The sequence below is a fragment of the Arcicella lustrica genome, from assembly GCF_034930985.1.
GTDB classification, from domain to species: Bacteria; Bacteroidota; Bacteroidia; order Cytophagales; family Spirosomataceae; genus Arcicella; species Arcicella lustrica.
The window spans coordinates 61,629-84,158 of sequence record NZ_JAYGIM010000018.1; the positions used below are offsets into that span (position 1 = coordinate 61,629).

The 22,530-nt window shown below is 36.1% G+C and carries 9 protein-coding genes; 8 read left to right on the forward strand and 1 reads right to left on the reverse strand.

All coding sequences use genetic code 11. From position 1 onward, the window contains the following. The first annotated feature begins 1 nt into the window (after position 1). A complete protein-coding gene (locus VB798_RS21400) occupies positions 2 to 3,103 on the forward strand; it encodes an efflux RND transporter permease subunit (protein WP_323689280.1) in 3,102 nt (1,033 codons plus the stop codon). Between the two features lie 166 nt (positions 3,104 to 3,269). Here VB798_RS21400 and VB798_RS21405 read toward each other — a convergent pair whose 3' ends face one another. After that, on the reverse strand, positions 3,270 to 3,593 hold the full coding sequence (locus VB798_RS21405) for a winged helix-turn-helix transcriptional regulator (RefSeq protein ID WP_323689281.1): 324 nt from the start codon (positions 3,591 to 3,593) through the stop codon (positions 3,270 to 3,272). A gap of 305 nt (positions 3,594 to 3,898) precedes the next feature. On the opposite strand from VB798_RS21405, the gene VB798_RS21410 reads away from it, so the two are divergent. The 7 genes from VB798_RS21410 to galB all read left to right on the forward strand — a co-directional run bounded on the left by VB798_RS21410 (position 3,899) and on the right by galB (position 22,518). Continuing rightward, positions 3,899 to 4,888 carry a ClpXP adapter SpxH family protein gene (locus VB798_RS21410; protein WP_323689282.1) on the forward strand — a complete coding sequence of 330 codons (990 nt, stop codon included), beginning with the start codon at positions 3,899 to 3,901 and terminating at the stop codon, positions 4,886 to 4,888. 229 nt (positions 4,889 to 5,117) lie between these two features. Next, a complete protein-coding gene (locus VB798_RS21415) occupies positions 5,118 to 8,774 on the forward strand; it encodes a family 78 glycoside hydrolase catalytic domain (RefSeq protein WP_323689283.1) in 3,657 nt (1,218 codons plus the stop codon). 268 nt (positions 8,775 to 9,042) lie between these two features. After that, entirely contained in the window at positions 9,043 to 13,155 is a 4,113-nt protein-coding gene (locus tag VB798_RS21420; protein ID WP_323689284.1) for a hybrid sensor histidine kinase/response regulator transcription factor, read from the forward strand. 350 nt (positions 13,156 to 13,505) lie between these two features. After that, positions 13,506 to 16,565 carry a SusC/RagA family TonB-linked outer membrane protein gene (locus tag VB798_RS21425; protein ID WP_323689285.1) on the forward strand — a complete coding sequence of 1,020 codons (3,060 nt, stop codon included), beginning with the start codon at positions 13,506 to 13,508 and terminating at the stop codon, positions 16,563 to 16,565. A 22-nt stretch (positions 16,566 to 16,587) separates the two neighbouring features. Next, positions 16,588 to 18,273 (forward strand): RagB/SusD family nutrient uptake outer membrane protein, encoded by a 1,686-nt coding sequence (locus VB798_RS21430; RefSeq protein WP_323689286.1) that lies wholly within the window; start codon positions 16,588 to 16,590, stop codon positions 18,271 to 18,273. Between the two features lie 113 nt (positions 18,274 to 18,386). Continuing rightward, positions 18,387 to 19,688, forward strand: coding sequence for a glycoside hydrolase (locus VB798_RS21435; RefSeq protein ID WP_323689287.1), 1,302 nt, complete (start codon positions 18,387 to 18,389; stop codon positions 19,686 to 19,688). Positions 19,689 to 19,764: 76 nt separating this feature from the next. Next, on the forward strand, positions 19,765 to 22,518 hold the full coding sequence (galB, locus tag VB798_RS21440) for a beta-galactosidase GalB (protein WP_323689288.1): 2,754 nt from the start codon (positions 19,765 to 19,767) through the stop codon (positions 22,516 to 22,518). Positions 22,519 to 22,530 lie beyond the last annotated feature (12 nt).

The following is a 22,530-nucleotide window of genomic DNA, read 5'->3' on the forward strand; positions in this document are numbered from 1 at the left end:
TATGTCAATTACCGAAATATCCATCAAACGACCATTACTGATTACAGTAATTTTCGTAACGCTTATTTTGTTTGGTTTTGTGAGTTATAAACAATTGAATTATAACCTATTACCTAAATTTGAAGCGAATATTATCATGGTTCAGACGACCTATCGTGGTGCGTCTTCCGATGAAATTCAGAACGTTGTAACCAAACCGATTGAAGAAGCCGTTTCGGCCATTGAAGGTATCGACAAGATTTCTTCTACTTCTTCAGAAGGGCTTTCATTAGTAACTGTACAATTAAAATCTGGGATTAATACGCTTGATGCACAAAGAGATGCAGAAAGAAAAATTAATCAAATTAAATCGACTTTGCCAGACGATGCCGACGACCCTGTGGTAAACCGTTTCAATACAGACGAAATTCCTGTATTAAGAATCAGTGCTTCTGCAAAAATGTCTGAACCAGAATTATATGATTTAATCGACCAAAAAATCAAACCAATTTTATCTAACGTCGCAGGCGTTGGTACAGTACGTTTGATTGGTGGAAACGAGCGTGAAATTCAAGTAAATTTAGATAACGATAAGTTACAAGCTTATAATATTTCTTCGGCACAGGTAAATCAAATGATTTCGAACAGTAATAGTTCGTATCCTGCGGGAAGTATTTTGAGTAACAGCAGTCGTACTTCTATTCGTTTGGATGCCAAATTGGTGAAAGTAGAAGAATTAAGAAACTTGATTATTCGTCAAAATGCTGATGGAAGTAGAGTTTTATTAAAAGACCTTTCGGTTATTACAGACGGACAAACTGAAACAAAAACCTTGAACCGAAACAATGGTCAAGCAGGAATTGGTATTGAAATCGTAAAACAAGCCGATGCCAATGCGGTGAACGTAAGTAAATCGGTTAAGGAAAAATTGCAAGTAATTAAAGCGAGTTATGCTTCGAAAAGCTTTTCTTATGATATTGCTGCTGACCAATCTATTTATACGTTGGCTTCTGCCGATGCCGTAATGCACGATTTGTTCTTAGCGATTATCATTGTTGGAGCGGTAATGTTGTTCTTTTTACATAGTTTCAGAAGTTCGCTTTTTGTATTGGTTGCCATTCCATCGGCAATGATTCCGACCTTTATTTTGATGTATATTTTTGGGTTTTCGCTCAATTTGATGACATTAATGGGGCTTTCCTTAGTAGTAGGTATTTTGGTGGATGATAGTATCGTGGTTTTAGAAAACATCTATCGTTACCTTGAAATGGGTAAAAGTAGAGTAGAATCAGCGATTGAAGGACGAAAAGAAATTGGCTTTACAGCAATTGCCATTACTTTGGTGGACGTCGTGGTATTTTTACCTTTATCAATGAGTGGCGGTTTAATTGGAAACATTTTACGTGAATTTTCATTGGTAGTGGTTTTCTCTACTTTGATGAGTTTGTTCGTGTCATTTACTTTAACGCCATTATTAGCTTCAAGATGGGGGAAAGTTGAAATCTTGAGTGAATCAAGCCTTTGGGGAAAAATCAACTTAGCTTTTGAAAGATTTTTAGATAACGTAAAAGAAGAATATGGCAAATTATTGACATGGGCACTTGGTCATAAAAGATGGGTGTTGATTAGCATTTTTGTGATGTTTGTAGGTTCAATTGCCTTGTTAGCAACAGGTTTTGTAGGTTCGTCTTTTGCAGGTTCTGGAGATCGTGGCGAGTTTGCCATTCAGCTTGAAATGGCTCCGCAAACGCCTTTAGCACAAACCAATTTGATGACCAAACAAGTGGAACAATTATTATTGCAGAAACCAGAAGTATCAAAAGTTTTCGCCAATGTAGGTACGCAAACAGGTGCGGCTGGTACAGGAAGTTCTAACTCAAATATCTCAGAAATATCGGTAACCTTAGTAGAAAAAGAACATCGTAAAGTTTCAACAGATGCTTTTAGTGCAGCCATAAGAGATGAAATAACGAAAATTGCAGGTGTAAAAGTAGTGATTCGTCCAGTGAGCCTTACAGGAGGTAGTGAAGCACCGATTCAAATTGCGATTAAAGGAGTGGATATGGCTGTGATTCAGGATATTGCGAATCAAATCAAAGCCATAGTGCGTAAAACGCCAGGAACTGATTATGTAGAATTTAGTACGAAAAGTTTAAAAACAGAAATTGCCATTGAACTCGACCGTGATAAAATTGCCAATGCAGGCTTGACAGTTCCAGAAGTAGGAGGGGCGATTCAGTTAGCTTTTAGAGGAAATGACCAATCGAAGTTTAAACAAGCAGGAGAGGAGTATCCGATTAATATTTCATTAGAAAAATCGGATAAACGTTCTATCGAAAATGTTCGTGAATTAACACTTCGTAACAGTCGTAATGCCATTATAAAATTAAAAGATGTTGCTACGGTTTCAGAAGTAGTGGGTCAGGCAGTGTTAGAACGTTCCGACCGTATGAATTCTATCAAAGTAACGGCTTCGGCAGTTGGTCGTCCAACGGGAACGATTGTCGCAGATTTACAAAAACAAATTGCTAAAATTAAAGTACCAGAAGGCGTAGTGATTGATTATCAAGGAGAAGCACAACGCCAAAAAGATGCTTTTGGTAGTTTAGGAACAGCCATGTTATTAGGAATTTTGTTAGTGTATTTAATCATGGTTGCGCTTTACGAAAGTGTTGTTTATCCATTTGTAGTACTTTTTTCAATTCCTGTGGCATTAATTGGAGCATTATTAGCCTTGGCTTTAACAATGGAATCTTTAACGATTTTCGCCATCGTTGGTTTGATTATGTTATTAGGTTTGGTGGCAAAAAATGGGATTTTGATTGTCGATTTTACCAATCACTTAAAAGAACAAGGTTTATCGGTAAAAGAAGCTTTGGTAGAAGCAGGGAAAGAACGTTTACGCCCAATTTTAATGACGACCATCGCCATGATTACAGGTATGCTGCCGATTGCTTTGGCTTCAGGTTCTGGAGCAGAAGTAAAAAATGGAATGGCTTGGGTAATTATCGGAGGCTTAACAAGTTCGATGTTCCTGACTTTATTGTTAGTACCTTGTATGTATTATATCATTGAAGGCATGAAGAATAGAATTTTGAAATTTTCTAATCGAAATAAAGCGTAGGTAATTGCGAAATAAACATAAAGCCCAACCAAATTTTAAATCTGGTTGGGCTTTATGTTTTAATTTAATTGGATTTTTTATCTCAAAAAATCATTTCTGATTGTTCGTTTCCAAAAGTATTGAACCCTAAAAAGGTCTTTCAGTTTTCTTCTATTTATTGTACTCTTTAATTCAAAACCTGTTCATGTGACAAGAACTCCAACTGACGAAAAATAGGAATAAGTGATTTGCCTTTTTCAGACAAATTATATTCTATATGCAATGGTTTTTGCTTGATAATTACTTTTTCTAATAATTCTTGTTCTTCCAATTCTCTTAAAGCTACCGAAATAGATTGTTTGTTAGAACCTTCAATTTGTCGTAATAACAAATTAAAACGAATAGGGCCTTCTAAGGCTATTCGAAAAATTTGGGGTTTCCATTTCCCAGAAAGAGTTTTTAAAAGATGTTCTGCTGGGCATCCATCAGTACTTGCTGTCTTAAATTCCATAAATTTTAATGCGCTGATATTCAGATATAGTAAGGCGGCTCTTCTGAAAAAATGTTCAATTGGTATGTTAACTCTTTCTTATTTGATAAAGTTCAAAATGATAGTAATTGGGCAATTTACTTGATTTATTCTTTTGTTCAAGCTGATTTTAACTTCAATTAACATCTTTTGCAAAAAAAATTAAAAATAAGGCATTATTTAATAGTCATGTTTTTCTGACTAATTGACACCCATCAAAAATATGTAGAGCTTTGTATCAGAAACTCAAGGAACAATTAAATTAAACCTACACGGTATTATTCTAAATGAAATATACCTTAATACTAAGCCTGATATTATTGCCAATTTTGGCTACCGCTCAGGTGAAACAACAAAAAATGAATAACTCAACAAACAATCCTCTTTTGTGTGACTTAGAAACTGGCATTTGCGAAATAGCTGATTCGGATGTCAACGAAAATTCAAAAACACTAAAAGACGAAGCCCAAAAAAAGATTAAAATTATTTATTATACCGACCCTATTTGTTCTTCATGTTGGGGAATAGAGCCACAATTGAGAAAATTAAAGCTTGAATACGGTAAAAATATAGAGGTAGAATACAGAATGGGGGGCTTGTTGCCCGACTGGTCGTATAACCGTGGGGGAATCAGTAAACCATCAGATGTGGCGCACCATTGGGATGAAGTAAGTGAATATTATGATATGCCCATTGATGGTGATATTTGGTTTGAAGATCCGCTTAATTCTTCCTATCCGCCTTCTATTGCCTTTAAAGCAGCAGAACTACAGAGTAAAGAAAAAGCATTGTTGTTTCTTCGTGAAATCAGAGAAATGGTTTTTTTGCAAAAGAAAAACATTGCTAAATGGGAGAATATATCGCTTGCCGCACAAAAAGTGGGTTTAGATGTTCATCGTCTGCAAGAAGATTATGAAGGGAAAGCCAAAACACTTTTTTCAGAAGATTTACAATTAGGACGCAACCTAGGAGTGAGGGGTTTTCCGACCATGTATTTTGTAGATAGCGAAGGAAAATACGAAACAATTTACGGAAGTAAACCTTTTGGCGTTTACGAGCAAACGTTAAAAAAACTTCAGCCCCAAGTTGAGAAAAATCAAATTAATAAAAATTGGAATAATTTATTCGCACAATATCAAACACTTACCTCTAGAGAATTTGCAGAACTGTCGGGAATGCCTAGAAATGAAACGGATGCTTACCTTCAAAAGCTTGTAGAAAATGGGGAATTGACTCAAATCGCAAGTAAGAATGGTTCTCTTTGGAAGAAAAAGTAGCAACCCGACAAAATGCAAGCCTATTTTTGAGCATCATTTTAGCAATAGAATGATGCTCACTATGTTTATTTCCCCCTTACATCTCAGCTAAATCAGCATTATTTTCTTCTTTGAAATAGCACCTACTTCTCCTATTGCCTCGCCACCTAACAGGTGATTACATAAAGGTTAGTTTATAAAATATCTATATATTGTAATATCTATTAAACAATCTTAATAAATATTAAATATGATGCTTAAACAAAAGGCTTATTGGCTTACCTTTTTCTTCTTTACTTTATTCTTTGGAAACGTATTTGCGAATGTTTCTGTGGGAAATTTAACGGTAGATTATCAATCAAATCCTCTAGGAATTGATATTTCAAATCCTCATTTTGCTTGGCAAATGCAGGTTTCGGAGGTCAAAAAAGGGCAATCTCCTAAAAGAGGATATTTTCAAAAAGCTTATCAAATCATTGTTTCGGATGCCCAAAATCAAATCGTTTGGGATTCTAAAAAAGTAAATTCCGACCTTTCGCATGGCATTGAGTACGTCGGAACACCCCTAAAAGCCACCACTCGCTATACTTGGAAAGTAAACGTTTGGGATAATTTCAACCAAATGAGTAGCAATACTTCATGGTTTGAAACGGGCTTGATGAACCCCAATCCAGATTTATCGGCATGGTCTGGTGCAAAATGGATTGGCGGTAGTGATGAAGATTTGGTTTTGTATGCACATTATCTTTCTGTCTATAAATTTCAATATGCTATCCAGCTCGACAAAGCTTCTAATTCAACAAAAGCAGCCTTTACTTTCGGTGGAAATGACCCTCGTTTGATGGATAAAAACTTGAATTTAATGGCTATGCAAAATACCCAAAACCAAAGTTATATCGCTTTGGAATTAGATATTTCAAATGTTTCAGAAGCGACAGACGGATTAGCTAAATTGAATATTTATAGAGTCGGTTATGATAAAAGTGATTCAAAAGATAAGGTTTTTAAATCTTTTGAAATACCACAAACACTTATCAACCAAGCCAATAAATACGAAGAACATAAGATTTTTGCGGAATGTAATTTTGGCGTATTTGAGTTTTTTGTGGATGGAAACAAAGTAGAGAATTTACTAAAAGATAAAAGTTCCGCTCCGACTTCTCCTTTTGCCCAAAGAGGTTTCAACTTAAATCCTGTTGGAAGTGGTAATAACTTTATCAGTTTCCCGATGTTGTCAGACATTGGTTTTCAGACGAATGATAATCAAAAAGCTTATTTTTCAGATCTTGAAATCAAGAATTTCCGTTTTCCATCCAACACACTTTTTACAGAAAAGTTGACGAATAGTAATTATTCTGGGATTTTTAAATCTGAAAAATTAAGTATTGAAAATGGTACTTATGCTATTTCGGGTGGAGCCTTGATTTTGGCAAATCCAAGTAAAAATGCCGCTCCGATGCTTAGAAGTACTTTTGCTACGCAGTCAAAAGCTATCAAAAACGCTCGTTTGTACGTAACCGCAAGAGGTATTTATGAAATGTATTTGAATGGTAAAAGAGTAAGTAACGATTATTTTAATCCCGGTCTAACGCAATACAACAAACACCATTTGTACCAAACTTACGATGTAACTTCGGCATTAAAACAAGGCGAAAAAAATGCCATTGGTGCTTGGTTGAGTGAAGGTTGGTGGAGTGGAAATATTACTTACAGTGGTGAAAGCTGGAATTATTTTGGTGACCGTCAATCGCTTTTGACAAAATTGGTCATTACCTATTCAGATGGTTCAGAACAAGTAATTACTTCAAATCCGAAAGAATGGAAGTTTTTCAACGATGGCCCAGTTCGCTATGGAAGTTATTTTCAAGGCGAAGTCTATGACGCTAACAAAGAGGAATTGATTAAAGATTGGACAACCGCCGATTACAACGATAATGCTTGGAAAGCTTCAGTTGAAGTACCATTAGTAGGAACTGCTTATAAGGGAACTTTCACGGATTTTATGGGTAGAAAATCTACGTTAGATTATCAAGATTGTAAAATTGTGGGTCAGATGGGCGATAATGCCAGCATTGTAAAAACAATGATTGCCCAAAGTGTAGAAGAAGTGCGTCCGAAAGTATTTGTTTATGACATGGGTCAAAATATGGTAGGCTTTCCGCAAATCTTGATTAAAAACGGAAAAAAAGGACAAGCAATAACGCTACGTTATGCCGAAGTAAAATACCCAAGTCTGCCTGATTACAAAGGCAATGAAGGAATGGTAATGATGGAAAATATCCGAGCTGCTTTAACACAAGATATGTATATCTTAAAAGGCGGTGACGAAATCATTCAACCAAGATTTACTTTCCACGGTTATCGTTATGTAGAAGTAACAGGCGTTGACGAAGCCATTGCGGTAGCCGATGTAAAAGGCTTGGTGATTAGTTCTGTGAAAGAATTGAGTTCAGCCTATGAAACATCTAACGATTTGGTGAATAAACTTTGGAGAAATATTACTTGGTCGCTAAGAAGTAATTTCCTTTCAATTCCAACGGATACACCTGCTCGTAACGAACGTATGGGATGGAGCGGTGATATTTCTGTGTTCTCGAAAAGTGCTACTTATCTAACGAATTCAGATTTGTTTTTAAGAAGACACCTTTTGGCAATGCGTGATGTGCAAGCAGAAAGTGGTAGATTCACCGACGTAGCACCGATGGGTGGCGGTTTTGGCGGTACACTTTGGGGAAGTGCGGGACTTGTTGTAGCTTGGGAAACCTATCAACAATATGGCGATGTACAATTATTGAAGGAACACTACGACGCCATGAAACGCTACATTCAGTTTTTAGAAACTAAAGTTGACAAGAAAACAGGTATTTTGAACGAAGGTCCATTGGGCGACTGGTTGAGTCCAGAAGGAAATAAAAACGATAATACTTTGTTTTGGATGGCGTACTTTGCTTATGATTTAGAAATTATGAACAAGGTGGCGACGATTCTTCAAAAAACAGAAGAAGCAACAGCTTTCAAAACACGTTATGAAGAAATAAAGAAAATTTTCAATGAAGTTTATGTCGATAAAAATTCGCATAAAACCGTTAAATCAGGTGTAAAAACGGGTTTTATTCCTGCTCCAAACGAAGCGGATACTCGTGGAAAATCTGATAAAGGCACATTGATTGATACACAAGCATCTTATGCCATTCCTTTGGATTTGGGTGTTTTCGATGAAACCAACAAAGCTGATGCCGTTCAAAATTTGAATGAAAGTATTCAAAGAAAAAACAAAGACGACCTTGGCGTAGAACGTCCTGAATATTCGTTGATGACAGGTTTTATCGGAACGGCTTCTATTTCAGAAGCACTTTCTGAAAATGGAAGTTCAGCCAACGCTTACAGACTTTTACAACAAACCAAGTATCCGTCATGGTTATACTCTGTCGTAAACGGAGCTACTTCTATTTGGGAAAGACTTAATTCTTATACCGTAGAAAATGGTTTTGGTGGCAATAATAGCATGAACTCTTTCAATCATTACTCGTTCGGGGCGGTAGCGGCTTGGATGAATAATTATTCTTTGGGCATTCAGAGAAGTCCAGAAAAGGCAGCGTTCAAAGCCATCGTTCTAAAACCAACGCCAGACCCTGATAAAGTAATGACTTGGGCAAAAGGATATTACGATTCGGTATATGGAAAAATTAGTAGCGAATGGCGTTATGAAGGTAATACTTTTGTTTATAAAACCACGATTCCAGCCAACAGCAGTGCGACACTTTATTTGCCAGCCAACAGCATTAATCAAGTAAAAGAAAGTGGCAAAGCCCTGACGCAAACACAAGGAATTAGTCAGGTAAGCCTTGAAAACAAGCAAGTAAAAATGACTTTGAGTTCAGGAACTTATGAATTTGAAGTGAAATAGTAATCAAGCATTTATAAAAAAGGTCTGAATAGCGTTTGCTGTTTGGACCTTTTTTGTTTTTGTGTTCAATTGTGATGTTATGACATTTCATCAATCATTTGATAATACTTTTGCTATTCATCTTGTTCTGCAAGACTAATTTCCAACATTAGTATTCGCAGAATCGTTTAACCAAACACACTAGCTATTTTAAATGATGGATAGCTTCACCTAGTGGAAATAAAATGCCGATATTCGTCTCTGAAATAGCGTATAATATTAATTAGGAATGAAAAATAAATACTTTATCATCGTTTTACTTTTGATGTGTCAACAAGTTTTTGGACAGCAAAAAGATTATAATTTTATTAATCTTGATAGTAAAAATGGGATGTCCTCTAATACCGTAAATGCCATCTTAAAAGATAAGTATGGGTTTATGTGGTTTGGTACAGAAGATGGCTTGAACAGATTTGATGGTATTAACTTTACTGTTTATCGACACACTGAGTCTGAGCCAACCAGTGTTGGTCGAGGTACTGTAATGGCGCTGCAAGAAGACAAAGATGGTAATCTATGGGTTGGTACTACTGTTACTTTATCGTTGTATAATCGGAATCTCAATAATTTTACCAATTATGATTTTTCTCCCTACGGTTGGATTAGGAGTTTGTACGCAGAACAATCTGGAAACATTTGGGTAGGAACTTACACGGGGCTGTATTATTTCAATCCTAAAACCAAAAAGATTCTAACTTTTAGCGCAAATTCCTCAGATAAAAACAAACTAAATTCTGACGTAATACTGTGCATATTTGAAGACCACAAAAGTAATATTTGGGTTGGTACAAGTATCGGTTTACATTTATTTAACAAAGAAAAAAAGACTTTTAAACGTTTTTTACACGACGTTACCGACAAAACAAGCATTTCAGATAGTATTATCAGAACAATTACTGAAGATGAAAAGGGAAATCTATGGCTGGGTACAGACGGAGGCGGACTGAATGTAATGGATGTGAAAAATGGGACATTTAAGTATTTTAAATCTATCAAATCAGAAGAAACAACCCTTAGTAGTAATAAGATTTATAAAATAGTATTTGATAAACTTGGTAAACTTTGGATTGGAACGGAAGATGGATTGAACATTTTCGACCCTAGAAGTAGTAAAACCACAAGGATAAAATATTCAAGTTCAAGTAAATTTAGTGAGATAGGTAGTTTTATTGGGCATTCAGTAAGAGAGATTTATTTGGATAAATGTGGCATTGCTTGGATTGGCACGCTACAAAGTGGCGTGAATAAATATGATGAAAACCTTGCGTTTTTCAATCATGAACAATTTAATCCAGTTGATATTCATGGATTGAATGCTGGAACTGTTACCGCTTTAGCAGAACATCCATCTGGTGATATATATGTTGGAACAGATGGCGGCGGGCTGAATATTTTCAATAGAAAAACAGGTTTGTTGAAACACCTTTCAATAAATGGTTTTAGAGGAAAGGTGAATACTTTAGAGCGTTCGGGCAATAGCCTTTGGTTAGGAACTTATCTTCATGGACTTTTCCAAATCGACCTAGCTAACAATGCTGTAATCAGAACAATCCATTTCCCTAAAACTAAATCAGATTTATCCGATATTGGTATCAATTGTATCAAGACAGATAGCCAAGGGAATATTTGGATAGGTTCTAATGGAAATGGTATTTATAAAATAGACCAAAAGACGGCTAAAATATCTCATTTTAGTCAGCTTTTTCCACAAAAAGATGATAAGAATTTAGCCATTAACGGCTATATCAACGCCATTGAAGAAGATAAACAAGGTAATTTATGGTTTGGTGCCAATGGTTCTGGGCTTGCTTCATTCAATCCAAGACGAAATGAGTTAATTATTTTTAATCATGGGAATAGCAATTTGCCTATAGATAGGATAATGAGTATTTGTTGTGATAAAGTAGGACGAATATGGCTTGGCGTATTTGGCGGTGGATTGTGCTTGTATGAACCCAACACAAAAAGTTTTATACAATATGGCGAAAAGCATTTACTTGCTAACGATATGGTTTACATGATTTTAGAAGATAAATTTGGAAAATTATGGGTAAGTACCAACAAAGGAATTAGCGTTTTTGACCCCAATAAAAAGATATTTAAAAACTATACCCATCATAATGGAATTCAGCAGAGTTCCTTCAATATGGGAGCGGGTTTAAAAACAAGTACAGGAGAAATGTATTTTGGAGGGCTTGATGGCTTCAATTTCTTCACACCCGAATACCTGAATCAGAATAAAAAAATCCCTAATCTGGTTATTACAGATTTAAAAATTGCCAATAAAAGTATTAATCCAAGCGAGAATTCAGAAATTACTGAACCCATTTATATGGCTAAAAAAATTGAGCTGAGTTACAAACAAAATTTCACGTTAGACTTCATTGCCTTAAATTACACATCGCCCAAAGAAAGCCAGTATTCTTATATGCTAGAAGGTCTTGACAAAGAATGGAACAAAGTAGGTTCTGCTACTTCGGTAGGCTATACAAACCTAGATCCAGGGAAATATACATTCAGGCTGAAAGCAAATAGTGAAGATGGAGCATGGCATACTCCAGAGAAGACAATCGAAATCATTGTAAATCCACCTTTTTGGCGTACTTTTTATGCTTATTTTTTCTATTTCTTCATCATTGTATTTACTTTTTGGTCGCTACGCAGAAGGGGAATTCAGAAATTACGGAATGAGTTTGCCTTAGAACAAGAACGCCTTCAAGTAAAGCATTTAATTGAAAAAGAAAGGACTGAGGCTGAACGAAAAATGGAATTGGAGCAATTAAAAATCAAGTTCCTAACCAATTTAAGTCATGAGTTAAAAACGCCCCTGACTTTGGTTATTAATCCTATTGAAAGTCTATTATCACAAGAAAAGAGTAACGATAAACTCAATACGCTGAACCTGATCAATAGAAATGCAAGACGATTATTGAACCTAGTAAACCAGTTACTAGATTTTCGTAAAATAGAAGATAATGAATTAAAGCTAAACCCTACTGAAGATGATTTGATTGCGGTTGGAAAAGAAATATTTGAATCTTTTAAGTACATCTCTGAACGGAAAAAAATCAATCTTCACTTTGAATGCTCAATTAGTGAATTTTATACAGTTTTTGATAAAGAAAAAGTAGAACGCATTTTATTCAACTTACTTTCAAATGCAATTAAGTTCACGAACGAAAATGGAGATGTATATTTTCATATCGAAACAGAAGCCGATAATGGAATCAAACTGATTATTGGAGATTCTGGAATTGGTTTGCCAAAAGATATGCTCGAAAAAATATTTGACAGATTTTATCAGATAAATAGTCATACAAATATTCTAAATCAAGGGAGTGGCATTGGTCTTTCTATTACTCAAGAATTTATAAAACTTCATGGAGGGTACATAAAAGTAGAAAGTGAAGAAGGCATGGGAAGTGTCTTTACTGTATATTTACCTTTAATGATAAAACAATTTAGCCCTAATAGCACAGTAGTAAACGTATTATCAGAACCATTTGAAGAAGTTCCACCAGTAACCGATACGGTAGTTGTAGAACCAACTCAGATAGATAAACCTGTGGTATTGTTAGTTGACGATAGTGAGGATTTAAGAACGTATTTGAAAGATAATTTAAAGGAAAAATATAAAATTATAGAAGCCTCAGACGGAAAACAAGGTTGGCAAAAAGCACTTACGTTCCATCCGAAAGTAATTGTTAGTGATGTTAATATGCCTAATATGGATGGAATTGCACTAACCAAAAAAATCAAGAAAGACAGTAGAACCAAGCACATTCCTGTGATATTATTAACCGTATTATCAGAAGAAATAGACCAATTGAAAGGCTTACAAACAGGTGCTAGTGATTACCTAACGAAACCATTTAGCTTTCAGCTATTGAACCTAAGGATAGAAAATCTACTCAATTTAAATAGTACCTTAAAAGATACTTATAGCAAGCAAATCAATCTTGGAACTGCTGAAATTGAGATGGAAACGGAAGATGAAAAATTCTTGGTGAAAATCATCCGACACATCGAAGAGAATATCAGTGAGGCAGATTTGTCGATAGAAGAACTCAGTAAAGAAATGAACATGAGTAGAGGAACATTGTATAGCAAGATATTGAACTTAACAGGAGAAAAACCTGTAGAGTTTGTTCGCTCGATTAAGCTTAAAAAAGCAGCAATGCTCTTGGAAAAGAGTGATATGAAAATTTCGCAGATTGGCTATGAAGTAGGTTTTTCAAACCCAAATTATTTTGCCAGAGCATTCAGAGCAAAGTATAATGTTTCGCCTTCAGAATATATTCTTCTAAAAAAAGATTTATCAAAAAGTATTTTGTCAGAATAAATGAAATAAACTAACCAAGATTATATAAACCGTAGCAACTTTTAGTAGCTACGGTTTTTTACTTTATAGCCCAAAAGACGAATTGACAAAGTGCAAACAAAATAGCCTTTTCACAGAATCTATAAAAGAGTATCACTGACTTTTAAAGAAATCTGGATGATACTACCACTTTCTTGTAATATTAAATGCCATAATTTAACGATTCCACGTCCATTGAACAAACGGTACATATATTTGACGTTATGTGCTAATCCGTTTTTTTTCCATCAGCTTACTTTACACCGTCAAAAACGCCTTAAAACATGAGGAACGTTAAATAATTTATCAAAACAATCATATTTTGCATTACTATGGAAAAATTAAACGAAACTATTTTACAACGGCAGAACAAACTATACAATATAGTATTGTGTGTTCTGATGCTATTCATTTCAAGCTTTACGATACAGGCACAAACAGTAAAAGGAACAATAAAAACTAAAAATGGTCAGGTTCTGGTGGGTGCTTCTGTAAGAATAAAAGGAACAACAAGAGGTACAACGACCAACAATGAAGGACTTTTTTCAATCAATGCCACTCCGACTGAAATATTGGTAGTAAGTTCTGTTGGTTATAAAACAGAGGAAATCACGGTTGGCAATAAAACTACGATAGAACTTACATTAGAAGAAGATTTATCAGCCTTGGAGGAAGTAGTTGTAGTTGGTTATGGTACACAGAAAAAGTCAGATTTAACAGGTGCGGTAGCGAGTGTAAATCTTGAAACAATGCGTAATGCTCCCAACACTAATATTGGGCAATATCTACAAGGAACAGTACCGGGATTAAACGTAGGTTTGTCAACAAGTGCTGGTGGTACTCCTCCAATTTCTATCAGGGGACAAGTAACCTTGAATGGTAGCCAAAGCGTACTGATTATTTTAGATGGTATTCAATATACAGGTTCGTTGTCGTCAATCAACCCTGATGATATTGCCTCTATTGATGTCTTGAAAGATGCCAGTTCAACGGCGGTATATGGTGCTCAGGCAGCCAATGGTGTAATTTTGATTACATCAAGAAAAGGGAAGTATAATCAAAAACCACGTATTTCATTTTCAAGTGCATATACTTCACAAACACCTACCATTGGTAATTTAAAACCTTATGACCGTGATGGTTTTATCAAGCAATTGACCGAGGCTTTTTATGATAGAGCATATCTTGCACCAGGTTATACAGAACCAAATCCTAATTTCAAAGTATCAGATGTTGCAGATGCTTCAATGCGTGATGGGGCTGGCAATTTACTTCCTAATAATTATGATTGGTTTGGTCAGGGAACAAATAGAGGCTCAATTTTTGAAAATAACCTAAGTATTTCTGGAGGAGCTGAAAAAGTAACCTATTTGATTTCAGGGTCATTAGTAAACCAAAGTGGCTTTATTGTGAACGACAAATTCAAAAGACAATCGATTCGTGCCAATATCGAAACGCTACCATTTGAATGGATGAAAGTAGGCTTAGTTTCATCTGGTTCTTTTGTGAACCAAGATGGGCAAGAACCATCTTTTAGTAGTCTTATTCGTATATCGCCATTGTTAGTGCCTTACGATGCAAACGGAAGCCTTATTCCTTTTCCAACGAATACTTTAGAACCTAGCCCATTTACCACTTATGAAGTAGATGATTATGATAGAAACAAGTACCTTTTTGCCAATATTTATACAGAAATAGATTTCCCTTTCTTGCAAGGACTAAAATATCGCATGAATTTTGGTAATAATTACCGACTTTCTCAGCGATTCAATTCAAGTATTTATGGAGCAGGCCAAACGGGTTCAGCTTATAAAAATACTCAAGACTATTACGACTATACTTTTGATAACATTCTTACTTACAACAAAGCTTTCGGAGAACATGAAGTAACGGGTACATTGTTATATGGTTCAGTAGAACGAAAATTTAATTCTGTCAATGCAAGAGCAGAAGGTTTTTCTAGACTTTCATTAAGTTATAATAACCTAGCATTAGGTACTACAAAATTTATAGAATCTGAAGCTTGGAACGAGTCATTGAACTACCAAATGGCAAGACTAAACTACAAATTCAAAAATAGATACCTTCTGACGGCTACAGTGCGTCGTGATGGTTTCTCGGGTTTTGCCAAAAATAATAAGTATGGTATCTTTCCTGTAGCGGCTTTGGGATGGGTTATTTCAGAAGAGAATTTTATGAAAGAAGTTAAAGCGGTTGACTTCTTGAAATTGCGTGCTGGATATGGTACAATTGGTAACCAGACTTCTCGCTATACTTCTATAGCAAGGGTTTCTACTGGAAATGAATATTCTTACGTATATGGAGATGGGGGAACTACTTCTTTTGGACAACAAGTAACTTCTTTGGGCAATGATAATTTAAAATGGGAGCGTACCACTGGTCTAAATTTAGGGGTTGATTTTACTTTACTCAATAGCCGATTAAATGGTTCACTTGAATACTATAATAATAAAACCAGAGATTTGTTATTCAGCGTAGCCATTCCAAATGTAACAGGGTTCGGTAATATTAATACCAACTTAGGACAAATCAACAACACAGGTTTTGAGGCATCTCTTACAGGAAAAATTTTAGAAAAAGGTGGTTTTAAATGGTCTTCAACTGTCAATTTTTCTGCTAATACCAACAAAATTGTTTCACTCACCGGTGTTGATGCCAATGGTGATGGAATAGAAGATGACCTTATATCAAGCAATCTTTTTATCGGAAAATCAATCGGAACAATCTATAATTACCAAACAAATGGTATTTATCAACTTACTGATGAAAGATTACCAAGCTTTCCTGTAGGTTCGGTGAGAATTGTCGATCAAAATGGTGATAAAGATATTACCCCTTTAGCTGACCGTATTTTCTTAGGAAGAACAGAGCCTGCATATCGTTTTAGTATTTCAAACAGTGTTGAATATAAAGGATTTACACTAAGTGTTTTAATTAACTCTGTACAAGGAGGAAAAGATGGCTACCTTAGAAATAACAATCCATCATATTTCCGTGATGATAATAGCATAAGAGTAAATTATTTACAAGGAATAGATTTTTGGTCGCCAACAAACCCTACTGGGAAATATCCTAGAAATATCTCGGGCAGTAGAGCTAAAATCGAGCCTAATATGTACCAAAGTAGAAGCTTTATCAGATTACAAGATGTTTCGCTTTCTTATAATTTAGGCAATTTGTTGAAATCAACAAAAGCACAATCTATCAATCTATACATCAGTGGTAAAAACCTCCATACTTGGACTAAGTGGGAAGGATGGGACCCTGAAGTAAATGATAATGATAGCGACGGAAACCCTGTAAATGGTCTGACAACTTCAGGAAGACCAGTATTAAGAGCCATTACGGTAGGCTTAAACATAATTTATTAATCAAGATTAGAACAATTCGGAAATGAAAAAAATAAAATTACTATCGTTAGTTATTCTCCTGCTATTTAGCTTTTCTTGCAAGGAGAGTTTCCTAGATGAAACCCCAAGCTCATTTTTGAGTACAAGCAATGCTTTCAAAACAGCCAAAGATTTTGATGCTTCGGTCAACAATCTTTATGCTCTAGTAAGAGCAGAATTTTATTCAAGAAGTGACTGGCAACCCATGCACTATTTGTATAGAACTGATTTAGGGATAGAAGTAACAGTAGGGACAAACCCAAACCTTGCTTCAGATTTTAGTTCAACAGGAGCACTTGCCAATAACCACTGGTCTCAGATTTATAAGATTGTGGCAGAAGCGAATACTGTAATTAGTAGAATTCCTAGTTCATCACTTTCTGCCACTGATAAGTTAGTGTATGAAGCAAAAGCAAAGTTTTTTAGAGCTTTTGCCTACAGAACACTTGCGTACTTGTGGGGTGGTGTGCCTTTGATAACAGAGGAAATCATTGCTGAAAAAACCGATTTTAAAAGAGCAACTAAAAAAGAGGTTTTAACACAAGTTATTGAAGATTTGAAATTTGCTACTGTGAATCTGCCTGCTATTGTGCTTGTAAAAGACGGCGAGATTTCAAACCTTGCGGCACAACATTTATTGTCGGAAGTATATCTTGCGGATGGACAATACAAAAATGCAGCCGATGCCGCCACAGTTGTAATTGATGATGCCGCCACTGATTTAATGCAGAATAGATTTGGTTCTCGTTCTTCCGTTACGCCTGGTGATGTATATTGGGATTTATTTCAAGCAAATAACCAAAACAGAAAAACAGCAGGGAACAGAGAAGGTCTTTGGGTGATTCAATTTGAAACAGATGTACAAGGTGGTGGAGCAACTTCAACGGCCACAGCTGGAACATATCAATTAGAAAGGGTACACGTTCCTCTTTTCCGTGATATGCGAGTAAATGGCGTAGCCTTGTTTACATGGCCAGTAGGTGATTATACAGGAGGTAGAGGTGTAGGATTCTTACAACCGTCTAAGTATTTTGCAGATTCTGTTTGGCAAAGCGATTTCAACAACGACATTAGAAATGCGAATCATAACTTTGTTCGTGAAGTAGTGGCTACTAATCCTGCGAGTCCTTTCTTTGGGAAAGTAATTTCTACGAAAAACCCACCAGCTGGAGCTGGAATTACTTATCCTTCTCGCTTTTTCTATCCATATCAGTCAAAAGCCACAACACCATTCAACCACCCTGCGGGCTTATATGTAAATCCGGGTTCATCAGACCCTATCAAGAAATATGAGTTGAAATCATCGGCTGGAGGTACTTATGCTGATCAGTATATGTTTAGATTAGCTGAAACATACCTACTCAGAGCTGAGGCATATATCGGTTTGGGCAATCAAGCTGCTGCTGCCGCAGATATTAATGTGGTGCGTGCAAGAGCAAAAGCTTCAGCAGTATTGCCAAGCAATGTAAACCTTGATTATATTCTTGACGAGCGTTTGCGTGAATTTGGAGTCGAAGAAAAGCGAATGCTAACTTTGATGAGAATGGGCAAGCTCTATGATAGAGTTGTAAAACATAATCCTTTCTATGGTGTAAATATGAAGCCTCATTTCAATCTTTGGGCTATTCCAAATGGAGAAATAGAAAGAAATAGAAGTACTAAATTAGACCAAAATCCAGGCTATAATTAATATTATATAAATTAATAGAAGAGGTAACATGTTTATCTCTTCTATTCTTTTTAGTAAAAAATATACTTGTGAAAATTCATGGCAATCAAACCTCTAAAATTTGGATAATTGAAGTGAAACAAATCTCAAAAAACATCATTTTATTAGCTATCTGTATTGCTTTTAGCTTTTCTTGTAAAAAATCAGAAGAAGAAACAAAACCTGTGGTAGTTAAGACAAACCCTTTTAAAGTAACTATTACGCCCCTCACTACTTATCAAACTATTGCAGGTTTTGGCGGTGCAAATAGAATGTGGGGAACACAATCTTTAAAACCAAGCGAAGCCTCAAAGGCTTTTGGACTGAATGACAATCAGCTTGGATTGAGTATTTTCAGGGTTAGAATATCATCTAACAAAAGTGAATGGCCTATTATCATTGAAGCTGTAAAGGAAGCCAATAAGTATGGAGTGAAAGTATTGGCTTGTCCGTGGTCGCCACCAGCATCTTTAAAGAGTAATAAAAGTGATATTCAAGGACATTTATTGTCCGAAAACTATAAAGCATTCAAAGACTATATCAATGAATTTATCGCTTACATGGCTCAAAATGGAGCAAAAATTGATGTAGTTTCTATCCAAAATGAGCCAGATTGGAAGCCAAATTATGAGTCCTGCGATTATACGGCAGATGATTTTATCAATTTTTTAAAAGCACCAGGTCAGATTATTGGAGCAAAGCTTGCTGCTCCAGAATCATTAAACTTTAATCAAAACCTGACAAATGCTATCCTTTTAGATGATGAAGCTTCCTCAAAAATAGACATCGTAGCAGGACACATCTATGGTAGCGGTTTAGCGAAATTTCCCTTAGCAGAGCAAAAGAAAAAAGAAATCTGGATGACAGAGTATTTGCTGAATTTGAACACAGGCAATGCTGGTGCGGCTGAATGGAAAACTTATTCTGAAACAGCCAAATGGGCAGAATCTATCACCATGCTAAAAACTGTTCACGACGCAATGAGTAACAATTGGAACGCCTACATTTGGTGGTATCTGCAACGTTATTATTCTTTTATTGGCGATGGTGAGCAAAATACAACCAATGGAGAAATACTTAAAAGGGGTTATGCTTTTTCACATTTTTCAAAATTTATACGCCCGGGTTTTATGAGAATTGGTGTTGATGTTCCTGCTAATAATTATCTAAAAATTACAGCTTATAAAAAAGAAGCACAGACGGTTATTGTAATTATTAACCCAGAAGCTTTTACTGTAAAAAGTGTTCAACTAAATGGCTTAACGCCCAATATTGCCACAGCATATACCACTACTGAAACATCTACACTCAATAAGAAAAACCTTGAAGTAATAAACAAGACTGTAGAAATGGATATTCCTCCAAGTAGCGTAACAACTATTGTATTAAATAACTGATAAGATTTTCCTCTTCCTCAATATTCCCCAAGATTTTGAGGAAGACAAATACAATCAAATACTAAAAGATAATTAAATGCAGCAAGATTTGTTAACCAACTTTTTATTAAAGATAAAAAAAATTGCCTTTTTATGTGCGATTGTATCGTTGAATGTTCAAGCACAAAACACATCAACAAAATATAAAACCGAAAGAATAAAATTCAACGAAGGTTGGCGATTTATGCGTTATCAAGCCAATCCTGATAAGTTGATTTATGACGTTCGTCCAGCCATACAAGAAGTAAACGACAGCAAAGTTGCCGATTCAAAACCCGATGAAGCCGTAAAAGTTGAAGCAAAAGAACAAGTACTAAAAGCGTGGATTCTTCCCACAGCCAACGATTTTATAAAAGACCCTTCTAAAAAACACGTTCCTCCCGCTGGAAATCCGACGGCAGATTTTCCTTTCATAAAAAGTAATTTTTCAGATGATACTTGGGAGAAAGTGAATTTACCCCACGATTGGGCGATTAATCAAGCCTTTTATGAAGGCGATAAACCAGAAGTTGGTGGCGGGATGGGGCGTTTGCCCAGTCAAGGCGTTGCTTGGTATCGTAAAAAAATAAGCATCAACCAAGCAGACAAAAGTAAAATTATTTACTTAGACATCGACGGAGCAATGTCTTACAGTATGGTTTGGCTCAATGGTCATTTAATCGGCGGTTGGCCTTATGGCTATAATTCTTATCGTTTAGATTTAACGCCTTACTTGAAAATTGGGAGCGATAATCAATTGGCTATTAGAATAGATAATCCCAATCATTCCGCTCGTTGGTATCCAGGCGGTGGTATTTATCGCAATGTTTGGCTGACGAAAGTTGCTCCCGTTCATGTAGCTCAGTGGGGTACTTTTATCACTACGCCCGAAGTTTCGGAAAGCGAAGCCACTGTAAATTTGGCTTTACAAATCATCAATAGAGCAAGCGTGAATAAAAAAGTAGCAGTAAAAACCGAAATCTATGCTTTAGACTCGCATTCAAAACCCATTGGAAAAGCTCTCGCTAATTTTCCATCAGAAATTATCAGTATCAAAACTGGTGAAAATTACCTTCAACAAACCACTTTAAAGCTCAAAAATCCAAAACTTTGGGGAGTATATCCAAGTCAAAAACCTCATCTTTATCTTGCTCGTACTCGTCTTTTCAGTGAAGGCAAATTAGTAAACGAATACGATACCCAATTTGGAATTCGTAAAATTGAATTTCATCCTACACAAGGTTTAATCGTTAATGGCAAAAATATTAGGATTCAAGGCGTAAATCAACACCATGATTTAGGAGCTTTGGGAGCAGCTTTTAATGTTCGAGCAGCCGAGCGTCAGCTTGAAGTACTCCGAGAATTGGGTTGTAATGCTATTCGGATGGCACATAATCCACCTGCTCCAGAATTACTTGATTTAACCGACCGCATGGGCTTTTTGGTGATTGATGAAATTTTTGATAGTTGGGAACGCAAAAAAACGCCCCACGATTTTCACTTGATTTTTCCAGATTGGCACGAACCCGATACTCGTTCATTCATTCGTCGTGACCGCAACCACCCTTCTATCATCGCTTGGAGTTTTGGGAATGAAGTTGGCGAACAATATACCGATGTAGAAGGAGCAAAAATTGCGAAAAAATTACACGATATTGTTCATGAAGAAGACCCAACTCGTCCAGCTTCGGCTTCTCAAAATTATGCCAAATCTGATATGCCTTTTTCAAAAGAAATGGATTTTATGAGTTTGAATTATCAAGGCGAAGGCATCCGAGACGCACCTGCTTACCAACATTTAAAAGGCGGTATCAGAACTTCGCCATCTTATCCAGCTTTTCAAAAGGCTTTTCCTGATAAAATAATTATCAGTAGCGAAACAGCATCGACATTAAGTACTCGTGGTTCGTATATTTTTCCAGTGGCTTCCGAAAATTCCGCTCCTGTGAGCGATGGCGTAGGCGGAAACCCTCTTACCAAAGAAGTAAGTGCTTACGAACTTTATACGGCACAATTTGGAGCATCACCCGATAAAGTTTTTGCCACTCAGGACCACCATCCTTACGTAGCAGGCGAATTTGTGTGGACTGGCTGGGACTATATCGGTGAGCCAACACCTTATTATTCAGCCCGTAGTTCTTATTCTGGTATGATTGATTTGGCAGGGTTTAAAAAAGATAGATTTTACTTGTATCAAGCTCGCTGGCGACCAAATTTGCGAATTGCACACATTTTACCGCATTGGAATTGGTCGAATCGTATAGGCGAAATCACGCCAGTGCATGTGTTTACTTCGGGCGATGAAGCAGAATTATTTTTAAACGGAGTATCGCAAGGAAGAAAGAAAAAAGCCGAATACGAGTATCGCCTTCGTTGGGACGAAGTGAAATACCAAGCAGGCGAATTAAAAGTAATTGCTTATAAAAATGGTCAGTTTTGGGCCGAAGAAATCGTAAAAACAACTGAAAAAGCTTCCAAAATTCAGGCTTCGGCAGACCGTTCTATCATCAAAGCCGATGGTGAAGACCTTGCTTTTATTACAGTAAAAATTACAGATAAAAAAGGTTTAACCGTACCTGATGCAAACCCTAAACTATCTTTTAGCATAGAAGGAGCAGGCGAAATTGTAGCTACCGACAACGGAAATCCTGCTGATTTAGTTTCGTTTGCTTCGCATCAACGCCAAGCTTTTAATGGTTTGGCATTGGTTATTGTTCGTGCCAAAAAAGGACAGACAGGAAAAATAAAGCTAAATATCAAAGCGGAAGGCTTAACAACGACAAGTATTGATTTATCAAGTAAAATACAATAAGAATATAGGTTG

Excerpts from the sequence above, each read along its gene's own strand:
- VB798_RS21400 (WP_323689280.1), top strand. The coding sequence starts at position 2 with ATGTCAATTACCGAAATATCCATCAAACGACCATTACTGATTACAGTA.
- VB798_RS21405 (WP_323689281.1), bottom strand. The coding sequence starts at position 3,593 with ATGGAATTTAAGACAGCAAGTACTGATGGATGCCCAGCAGAACATCTT.
- VB798_RS21410 (WP_323689282.1), top strand. The coding sequence starts at position 3,899 with ATGAAATATACCTTAATACTAAGCCTGATATTATTGCCAATTTTGGCT.
- VB798_RS21415 (WP_323689283.1), top strand. The coding sequence starts at position 5,118 with ATGATGCTTAAACAAAAGGCTTATTGGCTTACCTTTTTCTTCTTTACT.
- VB798_RS21420 (WP_323689284.1), top strand. The coding sequence starts at position 9,043 with ATGAAAAATAAATACTTTATCATCGTTTTACTTTTGATGTGTCAACAA.
- VB798_RS21425 (WP_323689285.1), top strand. The coding sequence starts at position 13,506 with ATGGAAAAATTAAACGAAACTATTTTACAACGGCAGAACAAACTATAC.
- VB798_RS21430 (WP_323689286.1), top strand. The coding sequence starts at position 16,588 with ATGAAAAAAATAAAATTACTATCGTTAGTTATTCTCCTGCTATTTAGC.
- galB (WP_323689288.1), top strand. The coding sequence starts at position 19,765 with ATGCAGCAAGATTTGTTAACCAACTTTTTATTAAAGATAAAAAAAATT.